The 17,476-nt window shown below is 56.4% G+C and carries 18 protein-coding genes and 1 tRNA gene; 12 read left to right on the top strand and 7 right to left on the bottom strand.

The features are described from left to right. Positions 1-31 precede the first annotated feature (31 nt). On the bottom strand, positions 32-619 hold the full coding sequence (locus BM320_RS09045; protein WP_165615014.1) for an outer membrane beta-barrel protein: 588 nt from the start codon (positions 617-619) through the stop codon (positions 32-34). A 420-nt stretch (positions 620-1,039) separates the two neighbouring features. On the opposite strand from BM320_RS09045, the gene BM320_RS09040 reads away from it, so the two are divergent. After that, positions 1,040-1,453, top strand: a complete 414-nt coding sequence (locus BM320_RS09040) for a hypothetical protein (protein ID WP_207496864.1) — start codon at positions 1,040-1,042, stop codon at positions 1,451-1,453. Between the two features lie 235 nt (positions 1,454-1,688). On the opposite strand, the gene BM320_RS09035 is transcribed toward BM320_RS09040, so the two are convergent. Next, positions 1,689-1,778 (bottom strand) — tRNA-Ser (locus BM320_RS09035). A 247-nt stretch (positions 1,779-2,025) separates the two neighbouring features. Between BM320_RS09035 and BM320_RS09030 the strand changes: the two genes are divergently transcribed. From BM320_RS09030 to BM320_RS09000, 7 genes are read left to right on the top strand one after another with little or no spacing between them, the layout of a single operon-like run. Then, the gene (locus tag BM320_RS09030) at positions 2,026-2,937 is read left to right on the top strand and encodes an SPOR domain-containing protein (RefSeq protein WP_090199173.1); all 912 of its coding nucleotides are present in this window, start codon (positions 2,026-2,028) and stop codon (positions 2,935-2,937) included. Between the two features lie 25 nt (positions 2,938-2,962). After that, positions 2,963-4,141, top strand: a complete 1,179-nt coding sequence (locus BM320_RS09025; protein ID WP_090199171.1) for a D-alanyl-D-alanine carboxypeptidase family protein — start codon at positions 2,963-2,965, stop codon at positions 4,139-4,141. After that, a complete protein-coding gene (tmk, locus tag BM320_RS09020) occupies positions 4,138-4,746 on the top strand; it encodes a dTMP kinase (RefSeq protein ID WP_090199168.1) in 609 nt (202 codons plus the stop codon). The genes BM320_RS09025 and tmk overlap by 4 nt, the downstream gene beginning before the upstream one ends. Continuing rightward, a complete protein-coding gene (locus BM320_RS09015) occupies positions 4,743-5,849 on the top strand; it encodes a DNA polymerase III subunit delta' (RefSeq protein WP_090199166.1) in 1,107 nt (368 codons plus the stop codon). Before tmk ends, BM320_RS09015 begins: the two co-directional genes overlap by 4 nt. Positions 5,850-5,859: 10 nt before the next feature. Further along, positions 5,860-6,648: a TatD family hydrolase gene (locus BM320_RS09010; RefSeq protein WP_090200509.1), complete on the top strand. Its 789-nt coding sequence runs from the start codon at positions 5,860-5,862 to the stop codon at positions 6,646-6,648. Next, a complete protein-coding gene (locus tag BM320_RS09005; RefSeq protein ID WP_090199163.1) occupies positions 6,645-7,448 on the top strand; it encodes an MBL fold metallo-hydrolase in 804 nt (267 codons plus the stop codon). The genes BM320_RS09010 and BM320_RS09005 overlap by 4 nt, the downstream gene beginning before the upstream one ends. A gap of 18 nt (positions 7,449-7,466) precedes the next feature. Next, on the top strand, positions 7,467-8,396 hold the full coding sequence (locus tag BM320_RS09000) for an AEC family transporter (RefSeq protein WP_090199161.1): 930 nt from the start codon (positions 7,467-7,469) through the stop codon (positions 8,394-8,396). A gap of 84 nt (positions 8,397-8,480) precedes the next feature. Here the strand turns inward: BM320_RS09000 and BM320_RS08995 are convergent, their stop codons facing one another. From BM320_RS08995 to BM320_RS08975, 5 genes are all read right to left on the bottom strand, one after another. Beyond that, entirely contained in the window at positions 8,481-9,365 is an 885-nt protein-coding gene (locus tag BM320_RS08995; RefSeq protein ID WP_090199158.1) for an ABC transporter permease, read from the bottom strand. A 4-nt stretch (positions 9,366-9,369) separates the two neighbouring features. Beyond that, positions 9,370-11,034: an ABC transporter permease gene (locus BM320_RS08990; protein ID WP_090199156.1), complete on the bottom strand. Its 1,665-nt coding sequence runs from the start codon at positions 11,032-11,034 to the stop codon at positions 9,370-9,372. Between the two features lie 4 nt (positions 11,035-11,038). Beyond that, positions 11,039-11,326: a DUF1330 domain-containing protein gene (locus tag BM320_RS08985; protein WP_090200507.1), complete on the bottom strand. Its 288-nt coding sequence runs from the start codon at positions 11,324-11,326 to the stop codon at positions 11,039-11,041. Positions 11,327-11,389: 63 nt separating this feature from the next. After that, entirely contained in the window at positions 11,390-12,496 is a 1,107-nt protein-coding gene (locus tag BM320_RS08980) for an extracellular solute-binding protein (RefSeq protein WP_090199153.1), read from the bottom strand. Between the two features lie 77 nt (positions 12,497-12,573). Next, positions 12,574-13,674, bottom strand: a complete 1,101-nt coding sequence (locus tag BM320_RS08975; RefSeq protein ID WP_090199151.1) for an ABC transporter ATP-binding protein — start codon at positions 13,672-13,674, stop codon at positions 12,574-12,576. A 347-nt stretch (positions 13,675-14,021) separates the two neighbouring features. Between BM320_RS08975 and BM320_RS08965 the strand changes: the two genes are divergently transcribed. Genes BM320_RS08965 through BM320_RS08950 form a run of 4 tightly spaced genes read left to right on the top strand, consistent with a single transcriptional unit; the run spans position 14,022 to position 17,414 of the window. Further along, positions 14,022-14,897, top strand: a complete 876-nt coding sequence (locus BM320_RS08965) for a metal ABC transporter substrate-binding protein (RefSeq protein ID WP_090199145.1) — start codon at positions 14,022-14,024, stop codon at positions 14,895-14,897. Beyond that, positions 14,894-15,730, top strand: coding sequence for a manganese/iron ABC transporter ATP-binding protein (locus BM320_RS08960; RefSeq protein ID WP_090199142.1), 837 nt, complete (start codon positions 14,894-14,896; stop codon positions 15,728-15,730). The genes BM320_RS08965 and BM320_RS08960 overlap by 4 nt, the downstream gene beginning before the upstream one ends. Beyond that, on the top strand, positions 15,727-16,584 hold the full coding sequence (locus tag BM320_RS08955; RefSeq protein WP_090199140.1) for a metal ABC transporter permease: 858 nt from the start codon (positions 15,727-15,729) through the stop codon (positions 16,582-16,584). Before BM320_RS08960 ends, BM320_RS08955 begins: the two co-directional genes overlap by 4 nt. After that, positions 16,581-17,414 carry a metal ABC transporter permease gene (locus BM320_RS08950; RefSeq protein ID WP_278246422.1) on the top strand — a complete coding sequence of 278 codons (834 nt, stop codon included), beginning with the start codon at positions 16,581-16,583 and terminating at the stop codon, positions 17,412-17,414. The genes BM320_RS08955 and BM320_RS08950 overlap by 4 nt, the downstream gene beginning before the upstream one ends. The last annotated feature ends 62 nt before the right edge of the window (positions 17,415-17,476 follow it).

Raw genomic sequence — 17,476 nt, 5'->3', positions numbered from 1 at the left:
GGGCCTTTTTGCGTTCGTCGAAAAAGCGGTCCTAGAAGTGGATCGCCGCACGGAATGAAGTTGTGCCGTTACCGACAGTCGCATTGTCGTCGGTGTAGTGTGACGACATCTCGCGCTGTGTATGCTCGATACCAACTGACAGCATATCTGATACCTTCACGTCAGCACCAAAGCCGAGGTTGCCACCGATTGCCAGATATGGCTCGTCGCCATCTTCAGCGGTAGCTGAACCCAAGCTTACGCCGGCAAAGCCGTAAACCAGAACAGGCATGTCAGAGAGAGCGAATTCTGTGCCGACCTTGAACTTAACGTCAGTCAGGTGGTTCAGGTAATATTCGCTGTCTTCTTCATAGGTGTTGGTTGTCTGAAGCGCGACTTCCAAACCAGCGGTCAGGTTGCCGGACGCGGACCAGTTTTTACCGGCAAATACGCCAAATGCAGTCTGATCTTCAAACGCGTAGTCTTCACTTGAAGAAGTCGACGGATAGTCACCAGACACTGCACCGTAGTACATACCGACATATGTGCCGTCAAAATTCTGAGCTGCTGCTGTGGATCCGGCTGCAGCCAAAGCGGCGACTGATACCAATCCTGTTGAAATATTACGATCAAATTTCATTTTAATTCCTTCCTGAGAACACAAAGCGCCAAAACACCAAATGCGTGATCCAATACACGCTATTCGGCTAATAATTCTCATAAAACCGTAACAAAGTTAAGAAAAAACCGCGAACGCGCTAATATTTTTCTGTTTCTGTATCATTTTTGAGCAGTTCCACATATCGGGGAGACCAAACGGCACATGCTCGATGCGTACTTTGAATTCCGCTCGCGCCACTTCAGCGCTCCTTAACGGCAATATGCCTTTCATGAAGTGGATGCCGAACACACCATTGTTAAGCTGTAAAGCTTGGTCCGATTTGAAATGACCAAGCGTTGTTGGTTTTCTTGACGCGCTGCAATCATTGATCCTCGTTTGCCTGTTTGCGCATGTATCAAGCTGGTACAGTGCACCTATTCAAACTCTGGCAACCATTTCTTGTTTGTTGGCAAGTCGCGCGCGACGGGCCATACGGCGCTGATCACGCATCACGGATCGCGTGGGCCAGGGGCAAAGCTCTTTACGGCCTATTGGGATGCGTTGCAGATTATCCGCAAGTGGACAAAGACTAACCATAACTCAATCCATCAGGCGACGATGGAGGCGGCCGGGGCGTCTGCTAGCGAAAGGTTCTGGAACGAGCATAATTTCGTCTTTCGGCGCGGGGATATTTATCTTCGTGGCAAGGTTGACGCGTCCGAGCTGCCATCGAGCTATAAGCCTGCTGCTGCGGTTGCCGCGCAATTTGAATCTTTTGGAATGGCGCAGATCGTCGACTGGATCGATCCGTACGGGTGCATCATGGCGGGCGATATGCTGCGTTTCATCAGACGCCCAAAAGGCCGCCGCTAGCAAACATAAAGCCCCGATCAGCGGATCGGGGCCTTTGTATATGTGGCAAGATATCCAGGGCGTCGCGGGCTGGGGTGAGCCAGCCAAGCTGTTCCGCCATTCCTCGCGATACAATGCGTGCGTCACGACCCGTAAACATAGGGTATTCGTAACGCGTCAAGCGTTGCGCAATGTGAGGTGAAATATGATGTAGCTGCAACAGCTTTGCGATTTACCCGGTGCGTCATATGGGTAATGGCGGAGGCTCAGGGATTCGAACCCTGGGAGGACTTTCACCCTCGTCGGTTTTCAAGACCGGTGCATTCGACCACTCTGCCAAGCCTCCGTGGGGCGGTCTCTAACGGTAAAGAAATGATTCGAAAAGCAACTTTTTGCATTGGGGGATTTCGCCGACATTTTTGTGATGCCACTTCCCTAATTTGCCGCATGGCGTTATCGTTCGCCAAAGCAGATGCCGCGTCGCACGTTTGTCACCTTAGGTGGCAGCGTCTTATTTGGCGGTAGATTATGAATGCAGCTGGAAAACGGCGCGATCCCCGTGAAATTTCAGGGGCGGAACATAGGGGCGAGACATGACAGGCAGTTTTTTCAAGATCGGGCATCGCGCACCGTTCGGGATTATGTTGGTAGCAGCATTGGGGCTGGCGGCCTGCGAAGAAGGCGGCGACGGGATTTTTGGCGCGCGCGGAGATACAGCGGCGGCCCCTGCAACGGCGGATGCGTCGCGCGTGGTGCGCGGTGACCGCGATGTGGAACGCCCTGACATTTTTGACGTGACCGATCGTGGGCTATGGGATGGGCGTCCGTCACTTGGAGGTATCTGGGTGGCCCACCCTGATGTGCAAGACCCCGAGCGCGTGATCATCCGCAACCCTGCCAATGGCCAGTCGATTGTCGGGGCATTGTTCCGCCGTGAACGCGAAAACCCCGGACCGTTGCTGCAAGTGTCGTCTGACGCGGCAGAGTCGCTGGGGCTTTTGGCGGGCGCCCCGACCGAACTGAGCGTGATCGCATTGCGCCGCGAAGAAATCGACGTGGCGCAAGAGCCGCAAGAGGTCGCCGAAGATCCCGCCGATAACGCGGTTGTTGCCAGCCTTGCGGCGCCGGTCACAGTTGCCGCAACCGCATTGGATGCCGCACCTGCCGCTGATCCGATTGCTTCGGCTGCGGCTGCAATTGCCGAAGTCGAAGCCGCCGAAAGCGCGGCAGTCAGCGTGACGGCGCTTGATGGTGGTGCCGCCGCGACCACTGCCGCCGTCAGCGCCCCGATTGCGCAGATCGGTGTCTTTAGCGTCGAGGTAAACGCAAATAACGCCGCGCAATCCATTCGCGCTGCGGGCATTCCTGCCGCGGTCGAGCCGCAGGATGCGGGCGGGCGCACGGTGTGGCGCGTCGTGGCCGGCCCAGTGCCCGATGATGCAACGCTGGCACAGCTGAAATCGCTTGGTTTTGTGGATGCCTTTGTCCTTGAAGCCGCCGAATAGCCCCCAACTTCGGAGCATAGACCAGATGACCTTTTTCAAGCTACGTTTCGCCGTGATCGCGCTTTGTTTTGGTGCGACAGCGGGCTTTGCACAGACTTTCGATACAAGCGCCCGCGCGGCCTATGTTTTTGACCAGACGACCGGCACCGTGCTTTTGGCCAAGGACGAAGACGTGCCATTGCCGCCTGCCTCTATGTCCAAGCTGATGACCATCTATATGGCCTTCGAGGCCATCGCCGATGGCCGGCTCAATATCGACGAGGAATTGCCTGTTTCTACCCATGCGGCGGCTTATGGCGGCTCTTCGATGTTTTTGGACACCACCGACCGCGTGCGCGTCGAAGACCTGCTGCGCGGTGTGATTATCCTTTCGGGCAATGACGCAAGTGCGGTGCTGGCTGAAACCCTGTCGCCTGACGGAACCGAAGCCGGTTTCGCACGGATGATGACCCAGCGCGCGCAACAGATGGGCATGGAAAATTCTACCTTTGCCAATTCCAACGGCTGGCCCGCGGCAGGGCACCGCATGTCGGTCGAAGATCTTGGCATTCTGGCCGATGCGCTGATCCGCGATTTTCCAACCTATTACCCGCTGTTCGCCGAACGTGAATTTGCCTTTGACGGCCGCGTGCCAAGCAATTCGCGCAACCGCAATCCGGTACTGTCATTGGGGATCGGCGCGGACGGGCTCAAGACCGGACACACAACCGAAGCCGGTTACGGGCTTGTCGGGTCTGCCAAACAGGGCGACCGCCGGATCATTTTTGTGCTGACGGGGCTGCCATCCGAACAGGCCCGCGCAGAAGAGGCCGAACGGCTGGTGAACTGGGCTTACCGGCAATTTGCGCAAAAGGATGTCGTGGATGCAGGTCACCGGATTGCGACGGCGGATGTCTGGATGGGCGCGCGGCCAACGGTCGGGCTAACCGTTGCCGAAGATCTGTCAATGCTGGTGCCTGTGCTGAACCAAGGCAACGTTGAGGCCCAAGTAATTTATAACGGCCCGATTCAGGCACCGATTGTGGCGGGTGATCCGCTGGCGGAACTGGTGATTAACCTTGACGGCTTGCCCGAAAAACGCATTCCGCTTGTGGCGGATGCCGATGTGCCTGTTGGCGGCTTTGCCACGCGGCTACGGACGGCGGCGCTTGTGCTTTGGACAAAATTCGGCCCGCAATCCGGTGCGGCTGACGACGCCGCATGAACCAGCCGCATTTTATTACCTTTGAAGGGATCGACGGGTCCGGAAAATCCACGCAGGCACGGATGGCGGCCGAACACCTGCGCGCGCGCGGACGTAAAGTTATCTTGACCCGCGAACCCGGCGGTAGCGCCGGTGCCGAAGAAATCCGGCAATTGCTGTTGACTGGTGACACTGACCGCTGGTCGGCAGAAACCGAAATTTTGCTGTTTACCGCAGCGCGGCGTGACCATCTTGAAAAGACGATCCAGCCCGCGCTGGCAGATGGGCAGATCGTGATTTGCGACCGCTTTGCCGATAGCACCCGCGTCTATCAGGGTTCGACCCGTGGCGATTTGCGCGCGATGGTCGACCGGTTGCATAGCCTGATGATCGGGCGCGAACCCGATCTGACCTTTATCATTGATATGGATCCGGCCACGGCGCTGGCGCGCGGGCTTGCACGCAAATCCGGCGAAGACCGGTTTGAAGATTTTGGTCTGGGCTTTCAGGAAACCCTGCGCCACGGGTTTCTGGCGCTGGCCCATGCGCAGACGGACCGCTGTGTGTTGATTGACGGCAACCGCACCCAAGACCAGATCGCCAGCGAAATCGCAGCGCACCTATGAGCGACGACGCGCTGCCAGAACCCGACCGGATCGAGGGCGCGCCGCACCCGCGCGAGACCCCTGTGCTTTTCGGGCAGACCCAAGCCGAGGCTGATTTTCTGGACGCCTATCAATCCGGCCGTATGCATTCGGGCTGGCTGATCACGGGGCCGCGCGGGGTTGGCAAGGCCACACTAGCCTGGAAAATAGCGACATTCTTGCTGGCTGATCAGGGGGGAGGGCTGTTTGGTGATCCCACGCTTGCCGTTGATCCTGCGCATCCCGATGCCCGCCTTATCCAGTCGGGCGCCCATCCGCGCCTTTCGGTGATCCGCCGCACTTGGGATGATAAGACCAAAAAACTGCGCGCCGAAATTACGGTGGATGCTGTGCGCAAGCTCAAGACATTTTTTCAGATGTCATCGGCCGATGGCGGGCGGCGCGTTGTCATTGTTGATGCGGCGGATGAATTGAACCGCAACGCGGCCAATGCTATTTTGAAAGAACTCGAAGAGCCGCCTGCAAACACGGTGATCTTGCTGATTGCGCACCAGCCTTCGCGGCTCTTGCCGACGATCCGGTCGCGCTGTCGGGTGTTGCGCTGCAGCACTTTGGGCACTGATGATTTGCAAAAGGCACTGACACAAGCCGGACAAGAGCCCGCGCATGCCGATCATCTGGCCGCATTGGCGGGCGGGTCGGCGGGCGATGCGATCCGGTTGTTGAACCACAATGGTCTACAGCTTTATGCCGAACTGATCCGCCTGTTCGACGGCATGCCGCGCATTGACAGGCCGCTGGCGCTTAAGCTTGCGGATAGCTGCGCGGGGCGTGCGGCGGATGTGCGTTATGGTATGGCGCTGGACCTGATTGATCTATTCTTGTCGCGCGCAGCCCGCGCAGGCCTGTTGGGGCAACCGCTGACCGAAGGTGCGGCGGGCGAGGCGACGTTGCTTGCACGGATCGCGCCGAATGACCACATGGCCCGCAAATGGGCGCAGCTCCAGCAAGATCTGTCAAACAGGTCGCGCCATGGGCGCGCGGTGAACCTTGACCCCGCGGCCTTGATCCTTGATATGATTTTCAAGATCGAAGAAACGGCGCTTGGCGTCGCTGCCGCCTGAAAGCCGCCCCATGACACAGCCTACAATCGTCGATAGCCATTGCCATCTTGATTTCCCGGATTTCGATGAAGAACGCCCCGCAGTGATCCAGCGCGCGCTGGACGCAGGCGTGGAGCGGATGGTGACAATTTGCACGCGGCTGCGACTGGAACCCCAAGTGCGCGCCATCGCCGAAAAATTTGCGCCCGTGTTCTATGCCGCAGGCACCCACCCGATGAGCGCGGCCGAGGAGCCATTGGCGAGTGTGGATGAACTTGTCGCGCTTGCGGCGCATCCCAAATTTGTGGGCATCGGTGAAACCGGCCTTGATTACCATTACACCGCCGAAAGCATGGATATTCAGCAGCAAAGCCTGCGTGTGCATATCGCGGCGGCGCGCGAAACCAAGCTGCCGCTGATCATCCATGCGCGTGCGGCTGACGACGATATGGCGCGTATTCTGGCCGAGGAATATGCAAACGGCGCCTATACATGCGTGATGCATTGTTTTTCCAGCTCTGCCGCGCTGGCGGCAAAGGCGCTTGATCTGGGGTTCTACCTGTCGATGTCGGGCATCGCTGCATTCCCCAAAAGCAAGGAATTGCGCGATATTTTCACAAGCGCGCCAATTGACCGGATTTTGGTCGAAACCGACAGCCCCTACCTTGCGCCACCGCCGCACCGTGGCAAACGCAACGAACCCGCATATGCGGCCTTTACCGCAAAAATCGGGGCAGAGGCGTTCGGCATGGATTACGTCGATTTCGCGCGCCAGACGACCGAAAATTTTGACCGGCTGTTTTGGAAAGCACGCGCATGAGCGACCAAATCGCAGTAACCATTCTGGGCTGTGGGTCGTCGGGCGGCGTGCCGCGACTGGGCGGGCTTTGGGGCGATTGCGACCCCGAAAACCCCAAGAACCGCAGGCAGCGCTGTTCGATCCTTTTGACCCGCACGAACGGGCAGGGCGCAACACGTGTGCTGATTGATACCTCGCCTGATTTGCGCAGCCAGTTGCTGGCTGCGGATGTGGGGACATTGGATGCGGTGGTCTATACCCACGCGCATGCGGATCACGTACACGGGATTGATGACCTGCGCATGGTAGTTTTCAACACCCGCGAAATGCTGCCCGTTTGGGCGGACCCTGACACGGCAAAGGCGCTTAGCGACCGGTTCGGCTATATTTTCGAGACGCCCGAGGGGTCATCGTACCCGCCGATTTGCAATCTTAATGTGATGGACGGCGATGTGACGATCTCAGGGGCAGGGGGGGCGATCACGCTGTCCCCGCTTAGCGTCACCCATGGCGAAATCGGCGCGTTCGGGTTCCGTATCGGGAATATTGCCTATATTCCGGATGTGTCCGACATTCCCGCACAAACTTGGGCCAAATTGCAGGGGCTTGATTGCTGGATTATCGACGCGCTGCGCCGTGCGCCGCATCCGTCGCATGCGCATCTTGCAAAAACGCTGGAATGGATCACACGCGCGCAGCCCAAACAGGCGGTACTTACCAATATGCATAATGATCTGGATTATGCGACAGTGGCGCAAGAAACGCCTGCACATGTACAGCCCGCCTATGATGGCATGACGCTATCGTTTGATTTGCCCTAACCCAAAGGATCCCCCGCCATGAGCGCATTGATCGACGTAATCATGCCCGTTTTTTTGGTGATCGGATTTGGCTATCTGGCAGTCTGGAAAGGGTATTTTTCGCAAAGTGCCGTCGACGGGCTGATGAAATTCACCCAAGGGTTCGCCATTCCTTGCCTGTTGTTTTTGGCGATCTCGACGCTAGATCTGCAACAGAATTTCGACTTTTCGCTGTTGTTTTCCTTCTACACCGGTGCTTTGGCGGGGTTCATTGCGGCGTTCACCGGCGCGCGTGTGTTGTTTCAGCGCGACTGGGAAGACTGCGTGGCCTTCGGATTTTGCGGGCTGTTTTCCAATTCGCTTTTGCTTGGCCTGCCGATTACCGAACGCGCCTACGGGCCTGACGCACTCGAGGCGAATTATGCCATTATCGCGATCCATTCGCCGTTTTGTTACGGGGTTGGCATCACCGCGATGGAGATTGCGCGTAATTGGGGCAATAGTGTCGCCGCACTGCCGCGCAAGGTGCTTAAGGCGATGTTCAGCAATGCGTTGATCATCGGGATCAGCCTCGGGTTTGTGGTGAACCTTGGCGGGATCCCTGTGCCAAATGTGATGAACGATGCGCTCGGGCTGATTGCGCGGGCGGCTTTGCCTGCGGCGCTGTTCGGTTTGGGCGGCGTGTTGTACCAATATCGGCCCGAAGGCGATATGCGCGCCATCCTGTTTGTGGTCGCGATTTCACTGGTGCTGCATCCGGTCATTGTCTGGCTTCTGGCGGGTCTGAACGACCTGAGCCTGTCTGCCACACGCTCGGCCATCCTGACCAGCGCAATGGCGCCAGGGGTCAATGCCTATGTGTTTGCGAATATGTACGGGCGGGCCAAAAGGGTCGCGGCCTCTGCGGTGTTGATCGGCACCGGATTGTCGATTGTGACGGTTTGGGGTTGGCTGCATATTCTGGCCTAGCGGCGGCGGGGGATCAGTTTTCGCAAAAAATGATCTGCGCCAATGCAAAAGGCAGACCCGATTGGATCTGCCTTTGCGCTGAATTTAGCTGGGTGACATGCCACGCAGGCGTTCCGACCGGCGCCGTAGCATTTCAACCGTGGCAAGTAGCAGGATTGAAATCCCAACAAGTACCGTCGCCACCGCCAAAATCGTCGGGCTGATCTGTTCGCGCAGCCCTGTGAACATCTGCCAAGGCAGGGTTTTCTGCGCAGCCGCCCCTACAAAGAGCACCACAACCACCTCATCAAATGATGTGATAAAGGCGAACAAACCGCCTGAAATCACACCGGGCAGGATGAGCGGCATTTGCACCCGGAAAAACGTGACGGTGGGTGTAGCGCCCATATTGGCGGCAGCCCGCGTTAGCGATTGGTCAAAGCCTACAAGCGTTGCGGTTACCGTGATAATCACAAAGGGGATACCGAGTGCAGCATGCGCCAAGATCACTTTGATATAGCCCGAAAGCGATTTGGAAATCCCGAATGTTTCCTCCATCCACAGGCCCATCTGGCTGTAAAAAAAGAACATGCCCGTCGCCGAAATGATCAGCGGAACGATCATCGGTGAAATCAGGATGGCCATGATCCCGCGCCGGAACGGCACATGCGATTGCGACAGGCCGATTGCCGCCAATGTCCCCAATGATACCGAAATGATCGTCGCAAATGGTGCGATAATCAGCGAATTCTGCAACGGTCTGATCCAGTCAGGGTTCGAGAAAAAGTCGCGGTAATGTTTGAGCGAATAGCCTTCGGGGTCCAGCGCCAGCATCTTGGGCGTGAAGGTAAAGAAGTTTTCGGCGTTAAACGACAGCGGGATGATGATGATGATCGGGGCGATCAGGAAAAACAGGATCAACCCCACGATCACGCGAAAGCTGTAGTACCAGATCTTTTGACCGGTGGTTGCATAGATTGGCAAGCTCATCTGATCAGCCTCCTAGTTTTACATTGTCGATGCCGACGATCCGGTCATAGGCCCAGTAAAGCGCCAGAACGATAGCCAGCAGGATGGCCCCCAGTGCCGCTGCCAAACCCCAGTTAAGCGAGCTTGAGATATGGTAGGCGATCCGGTTGGAGATAAAGACACCTTTGGTCCCGCCGACGATTTCGGGCGTGATGTAGTAGCCGATCGACAGGATAAACACGAGGATCGACCCCGCCCCGATACCCGGCACAGACTGCGGGAAATAGACCCGCCAGAAGGCTGTCCAGTTGGTCGCGCCCAGCGATTTGGCCGCCCGCAGATAGCTTATCGGAATGGTTTGCATCACAGAATAGAGCGGCAGGATCATGAACGGCAGCAGGATATGCGTCATCGCAATGACGGTGCCTGTCGCGTTGTTGATCAGCGCCAGCCGGTTGTCATCGGCCACAAAACCGGCCCAGACCAGCAGATCGTTGATCACCCCTTGATTTTGCAGCAGCACCTTCCATGCGGATGTGCGCACCAAAAGCGATGTCCAGAACGGCAAAAGCACAAGGATCATCAGCATGTTCGCTTTGCGCGCAGGCAGGTTCGCCAACATCCAAGCGACGGGGTAACCCAGCAAGATACAGCTAATGGTGATGGTCATTGACATGATCATCGTGCGTACAAACAGGGTCAGGTAGATTTGTTCGTTTTCTGGGCGCCATTCAACGCCGTCATCTGTGTTTTGCAGGTCGATTGCATTCAAGAAATAGCCGCTCGTAAAGCGCGGCGCGTATGCCTGAATGGTTCGCCACACGTCCGGTGACAGCCAACCATCATCCAGATCTGCAAACGCGGCGTGGTAAGGTTGATCTGGAATCGTATCCACGATTGCGAGCGCGGAATTTAGTTCGTCTGCGCCAGTCCCGGTATAGTTTGCCAACCGCTCTGCGGCGCCAGGTGCATGCAGGTCGTCAAAAAGAGCAGCATAGACGGATTCCCAAGGTTTTTCGTCTGCAACGACGTCGTCGTCGAAGTTCGCGACATAAAGCGCCCATTCGGTATATGTTTGCGTGGTGAGGGGCAGTGCGCGTGCAATTTCTTGATTAGGAAGAAAGCCGATGTTCTTGCGCACGCTTGACGATGTCAGGTTTCCAAGCAGGTCGCGCTGTTGTGCAAATACACCATCGGCGCTTGGCGCGCCATCGGCCGTATTCATCATTTCGAACCAGAACGCCCCATCAGCCCATACGTCGTTTTGGTCCACAAAGGCGTCTTTATAGACGTCCGCGATATCATCAAGCCCGCGGCCGGATTTGCGAAATAGTGATGAAATGCCAGAGCTTTCATAGTTCAGGCGTGATCCAAGTCGTGTATGAAGCTTGGCTTCGGATGCCACAAACAGGTCATAGAAAAGCGCTTGGAACACAATTTCGTCGGGTTCGGCGTCGCCCGAGGCATCCCAATTGTCCAAGGCGACAACGGTGCGTGGAATTGTATCTGCGACAATGCTGTTTTCAACCGAGCGGAACAGCATCTGTCCGATCGGGATAATGAATGTCAGCATAATAAATAAAAGCAGGGGCGCGATCAGGACCAGCGCACGCATCTTTTGGCGGCGCAATGCGCGGTTGAGGCTCGCCTTGAGTGGTGTGCCGTCTGCGGCGAGGACTTGCTCTGCCATGTGTCTAAACCCCTTCGACCAAGATGATCATGCTTGTTGCGTTTTCGCGGCGAATACGCGCGACCTCTTGGTATTCTTTGGAATAATAAAGCGCCTTGGCGCTTGCGTAGTCTGGAAATTCAAAGATCACGTGCCGGTCAAATACGGCCCCTTCGGGCACTTCTGACGGTCCACCGCGCACAATAGGCTTGCCACCGTGGGCTGCGATCATGGGCGTGTCTCTGGTGATGTATTCCTGATAGGCATCAGGATCATTCACCGTGATATGGCCGATGATATAGCCTTTTGGCATCATAAATTCCCAAAGATGAAAATGCGCAAGGCAGGTTGCCCCACCTTGCGCAATTATTATGGCTTATTGTGCGAGCCAGCTCTGGAATTTTGCATCCAGATCGTCGCGATAATCGGCCCACCACTCGTAGTTATACAAGAAGGTGTTTGTCGCGTTTGCAGGATCGGTTGGCATATGTGGTGCCATGTCGATACCAAGTTCCGCATGCTGACCAACCAGTGGCGCAGAGGATGCACGTGCTGGACCGTAGGAAATATATTTCGCTTGGTCAGCAAGGCGCTGTGTGTCTGTCGCAAAGCGGATGTAGTCCAATGCGCGTGCTTCACGCTCTGGGCTCAGGCCCGCGGGGATGATCCAACCGTCAAGGTCAAACACTTGCGCGTCCCACAGCATGTCAACAGGCTGGTTTTGCTCGACGATCAGGCTGAACAGACGACCATTGTATGTTGTGCCCATGACGACTTCGCCGTCGGCCAACAATTGAGGGGTGTCCGCACCAGCAGACCACCAGACAACGCTGTCTTTGATGGTGTCAAGCTTGGCAAATGCCTGTGCCTGGCCTTCTTCGGTTGCCAGAACGTCATAGACGTCTTCTTTGGCGACGCCGTCACAAAGCAGGGCCCATTCCATGTTGTTGATTGGGCGCTTTTCAAGCGAACGCATACCTGGGTAAGCTTCGAGATCGAAGAATGCGCAGATCGATGTTGGCGGTGTATCGCCAACCATGTCTGTGCGGTAGCCCGCAGTTGTCGAATAAACGATCTGCGGAATAAAGCAGTCGGATACCAGCAAGTCGCCGAAATCTTCGGAGGCGGTTGAGCCGTCATCGCCATCAGCGAGCATTTCATCCGCGTCGATTTCCATTGCGAGGCCTTCGTCGCATAGGCGGATCGCGTCAGACGCAACAACGTCAACAACGTCCCAGGTCACGTTGCCCGCTTCGTTCATCGCGCGCAGTTTCGCAACCGCTTCGTTTGAGCTTTCGTCGTTGACGATCGTGACACCAGTGTTCGCCATATAGGGGTCATGGTAGGCAGCTTGTTGTGACGCGGAATACGCGCCGCCCCAGCTGACGATTGTCATTTCGTTGGCCATGTGGCCGTCAGCAATGGCTGTTGTGCCAGCCAGCGTCAGAGCCGAAGTGGCCATGAGTGCTTTGGTCAATTTCATTGTAGTCTCCCGTTAGTTTACCCGGATTATTGCGTGCGAGCCGGCCTTCCGGGCGAAGGCCAGCCCTGTTTCAGCCGTTACGCATCAAGCGCGCGGCAATCCTCTGCAAGCCAGCCGATATCGATCTGGCTGCCCGGTGTCAGGCGGACCTGATCAGGGGCGTTGCGTGATTTGATAACAAAGTTGTCTGTGCCCGCGACCCGTAACCGCGTGCGGAAAATGTCACCCATATAAATGAATTCCAGCACTTCGGCTTTGAGCGTATGTGCATCGGGGCTGAGGCGCGATTTATCGACCTCGACCCGTTCGGGGCGGATCGAAACCTTGGTCCGTTCGCCGACTTTGCTGACGTTAACAGGGATCGCGTCGATCACGTCACCACTGTCAAGGCGTACAATACAGCTATTACCCTTGATTTCCTGAACAACGCCTTCAAGTGTGTTATTTTCACCAATGAATTGCGCGACAAAGCTGTTGTGGGGTGCTTCGTAAAGTTCATCTGGCGGGGCCAGTTGTTGAATGCGGCCATCGTCAAACACGGCCACGCGGTCCGACATTGTCAGCGCCTCGGTCTGGTCGTGGGTCACATAAACAACCGTAATGCCCAATTCATGCGCCAGATTTGTGATCTCGAACTGAAGCGTTTCGCGCAATTGCTTATCAAGCGCGCCCAGCGGTTCATCCATCAACACCAGTTCCGGCTCAAACACCAGCGCACGCGCCAGCGCGATCCGCTGCTGTTGCCCGCCAGAAAGCTGCGCAGGGCGGCGTCCGGCGAAATCCTGCATTTGCACCATGCCTAGAGCACGCATGACTTTTTCTTCGCGGGTTGATTTGCCGATTTTGCGCACTTCCAGTGGGAAGGACAGGTTTTCGGCCACTGTCATATGCGGGAATAGCGCGTAGTTCTGGAACACCATGCCGATGCCACGTTTATGCGGCGGGATGTTGTTGATAGAAACGCCGTCCAGCCGGATTGCCCCGTGTGTCGCCGTTTCAAAGCCCGCCAACATCATCAGGCAGGTGGTTTTGCCGGACCCTGACGGCCCAAGCATGGTAAGAAATTCGCCCTTTGGCATCGACAGGTTCAGATCTTTTACAACAAGATTTTCGCCGTCATAACTTTTTTGTACGCGTTCGAATTCTACAAACGCTGTGTCGCTTATCGCTTCTGACAAACCAGCTCCCCCGAGGATTGGTATTTTCACCTCCAACTAAAACGGTCATGACGTTAATTTGCAACGTGAAAGGCAAAGATTCTTTGTTTCAGGCGATGTGGGTGGGAAATGCGCAATACTTGGGCCATATGTTCTGCCCATTCTGCAATCTAGGGAAAATCGCCTGCTTCATACGTGTTGCGCTTCTTGGTTGGAATTTGCTTTTCGCGCAGGATTCCTGCGCGATTTCGCATAAACGTGAATTTGCCAATTTTGGGGGCCGCCAAGAATTTCCTTTTACTTACGGCATTTACAGTTGCGAATAATTCTCATATGCAGAAACAAAGCAAATAACCCGGAGCCTTCCAATGCGTGCATTGATCTTATTGTCGTTTCTTTTTGCGGGGACTGCGGGGCTTGCGGATGACCGGTTCAAGGCGGTCACAACATTCACCGTGATCGCCGATATGGCCCGCAATGTGGCGGGGGATGCGGCCATTGTCGAAAGCATCACCAAACCCGGCGCCGAGATCCACGGCTACCAGCCAACCCCGCGCGATATTATCCGCGCCCATGATGCCGATCTGATATTATGGAACGGGATGAACCTTGAACTCTGGTTTGCGCAGTTTCTGGACAATCTGGGTGACGTGCCAAGTGTCACACTGACCGACGGTATCACGCCGATCGGCATTGCGTCGGGTGAATATGAAGGCAAACCAAACCCCCACGCATGGATGAGCCTGCAAAGCGCGCTGGTTTACGTCGATAATATCCGCGATGCGTTTGTGCTGCATGATCCCGCCAACGCCGAAACCTATATCGCAAATGCCGATGCCTATAAGGCCGAAATTACCGCAGCGATTGAACCCTTGCGCGCGGCCATTATGGCGATCCCAGCGCAAGACCGCTGGCTTGTCAGCTGCGAAGGCGCGTTCAGCTATCTGGCGCGCGATTTCGAGATGCAAGAACTGTATCTGTGGCCCATTAACGCCGATGCCCAAGGCACGCCGCAACAGGTGCGCCACGTGATCGATACCGTCCGCGCACACAATATCAGCGCCGTTTTCTGCGAAAGTACCGTATCCCAAGCCCCTGCCGAACAGGTCGCGCGTGAAACCGGTGCGACCTATGGCGGGGTGCTATATGTGGACAGCCTGACAGAATCTGACGGGCCGGTGCCCACCTATATTGACCTGCTGCGTGTGACATCTGAAACCATCGCGCTGGGGCTGACCCAATGACCTTAGGCATTGTCGCGGATGATGTGACGGTCACCTATCGCAACGGGCATACCGCCTTGCGCCACGCCAGTTTTGACATACCTACAGGCACAATTACCGCACTTGTCGGCGTCAACGGGGCTGGCAAATCGACCTTGTTCAAGGCGATCATGGGGTTTGTGCCTGCCGCGGGCGGCAGCATTAGCGTGCTGGGCATGCCGGTCAAAGAAGCCCTGCGCCAGAACATCGTCGCCTATGTGCCGCAATCCGAGGAAGTCGACTGGACCTTTCCGGTGCTGGTCGAAGACGTGGTGATGATGGGGCGCTATGGCCATATGGGTTTCCTGCGCCGCCCCAAACAGGCCGATCAGGATGCCGTCACCGCTGCCTTGGCGCGCGTTGGCATGGCAAATTTCCGGCACCGCCAGATTGGTGAGCTTTCTGGTGGCCAGCGTAAACGTGTGTTTCTGGCCCGCGCGCTGGCACAAGACGGCAAGGTGATCTTGCTGGACGAGCCGTTCACAGGCGTCGATGTGCAAACCGAAGACGCGATTATCCAACTGTTGCGCGATATGCGCGATGAAGGTCGGGTGATGCTGGTGTCGACGCATAATCTTGGCTCTGTCCCCGAATTTTGCGACCGCACCGTGCTGGTCAAGGAAACCGTGCTGGCGTTTGGCCCGACTGAAACGACATTTACCCGCGAAAACCTTGAATTGGCCTTTGGTGGCGTGTTGCGCCATTTCGTACTGGGCGGGTCGGATCTGCATGACGATGACGATAGTCGTCAGATCACCGTGATCTCGGACGATGAACGCCCCTTTGTCGTCTATGATGAAGGGGGCGGCAATTGATCGACACGCTGCTACAACCGTTCGGCTATAGCTATATGTTCAACGCCATGTGGGTCAGTGCGCTGGTGGGCGGTGTCTGTGCGTTTTTATCGGCCTATCTGATGCTCAAAGGCTGGTCGCTGATCGGTGATGCACTTTCGCACGCCATCGTTCCGGGAGTGGCGGGGGCCTATATGCTGGGGCTGCCATTTGCACTGGGCGCCTTTGCGGCAGGCGGGCTGGCGGCGGGGGCGATGCTGTTTTTGAACCAGCGTTCGGGCCTGAAAGAAGACACGATCATCGGGATCATCTTTACATCATTCTTCGGGCTTGGCCTGTTTATGGTGTCGCTTTCGCCCACATCGGTCAGCGTGGAAACCATTACAATGGGCAATATTCTGGCAATCACCCCGTCGGACACATTGCAACTTGCGATCATCGGGTTTGTGACCTTGGCGGTGCTGCTGGCCAAGTGGAAAGACCTGATGGTTACCTTCTTTGACGAAACCCACGCGCGGTCGATCGGGCTGCGGGTGGATGCATTGAAAGTGGTGTTCTTCACGCTGTTGTCGGCATCCTGCGTTGCGGCCTTGCAAACGGTCGGCGCGTTTCTGGTGATCGCGATGGTGGTAACACCGGGGGCGACCGCCTATTTGCTGACCGACCGTTTCCCGCGTTTGCTGATACTAAGCGTGGCAATCGGGGCAGGGACCAGCTTTGTCGGGGCATATTTAAGCTATTTTATGGATGGTGCCACGGGCGGGTTGATCGTGACCTTGCAAACGCTGATCTTTTTGACGGTGTTCATCTTTGCGCCCAAACATGGCTATCTGGCCGCGCGCCGCCGCGCCGCCGCTGCACTCAGGGCATCATGATGGAGACGCTTCTTTTCCCATTCCAATTTGCCTTTATGAACAAAGCTTTTTTGATGATGGCAATCATCGCGGTGCCAACCAGCCTGCTGTCATGCTACCTTGTTCTTAAGGGCTGGTCGCTGATGGGCGATGCGATCAGTCACGCGGTTTTGCCCGGTGTGGTGCTGGCCTATCTGCTGCATATCCCGCTGATTATCGGGGCCTTTGTCGCGGGGATGGTCTGCGCCGTGGGCACCGGATTTCTGGCCGATAACAGCCGCGTAAAGCAAGACACCGTGATGGGGATCGTGTTTTCGGGGATGTTTGGATTTGGCATCGTGCTTTACACAAAAATCACCACGGATATGCATCTGGATCATATCCTGTTCGGGAACATGCTGGGGGTCAGCGCGGGCGATCTGTGGACTGCGGGGATTATCGCAGGGTTTGTCGCGCTGGTGATCTTGGCCAAGCGGCGCGATTTTCTGCTACATGCCTTTGATCCGGTGCAAGCGCAGGCCGTGGGGCTACGGGTCGGCTGGCTGCATTACGGGCTGCTGACGCTGATTTCGATGACAATTGTTGCCACGCTTTCGGCGGTGGGGATCATTCTGGCCATCGGTCTGCTGATCGCACCGGGGGCGATTGCGTTCCTGTTGACCAAGCGTTTCGGGCTGATGCTGGTGATTGCCGTGGCGGTAACGCTGATTTCAGGGTTTGCGGGCATCTATATCAGCTTTTTCATCGACAGCGCGCCTGCGCCGACCGTGATCCTTGTGCTGACCCTGATCTTTGTCGGCGCGTTTATCCGTGCGGGCCAGAAAACCCGCAAGGCATCCGCAACTTTCTGATTTTCATTGAACGCCCGCGCGTTGCGTGAAACCCTGCCCAAGGGACGACATAAGGGCTGCAA

Source organism: Yoonia tamlensis (genome assembly GCF_900115105.1).
GTDB classification, from domain to species: domain Bacteria; phylum Pseudomonadota; class Alphaproteobacteria; order Rhodobacterales; family Rhodobacteraceae; genus Yoonia; species Yoonia tamlensis.
This window is presented reverse-complemented; position numbering and strand designations above follow the sequence as displayed.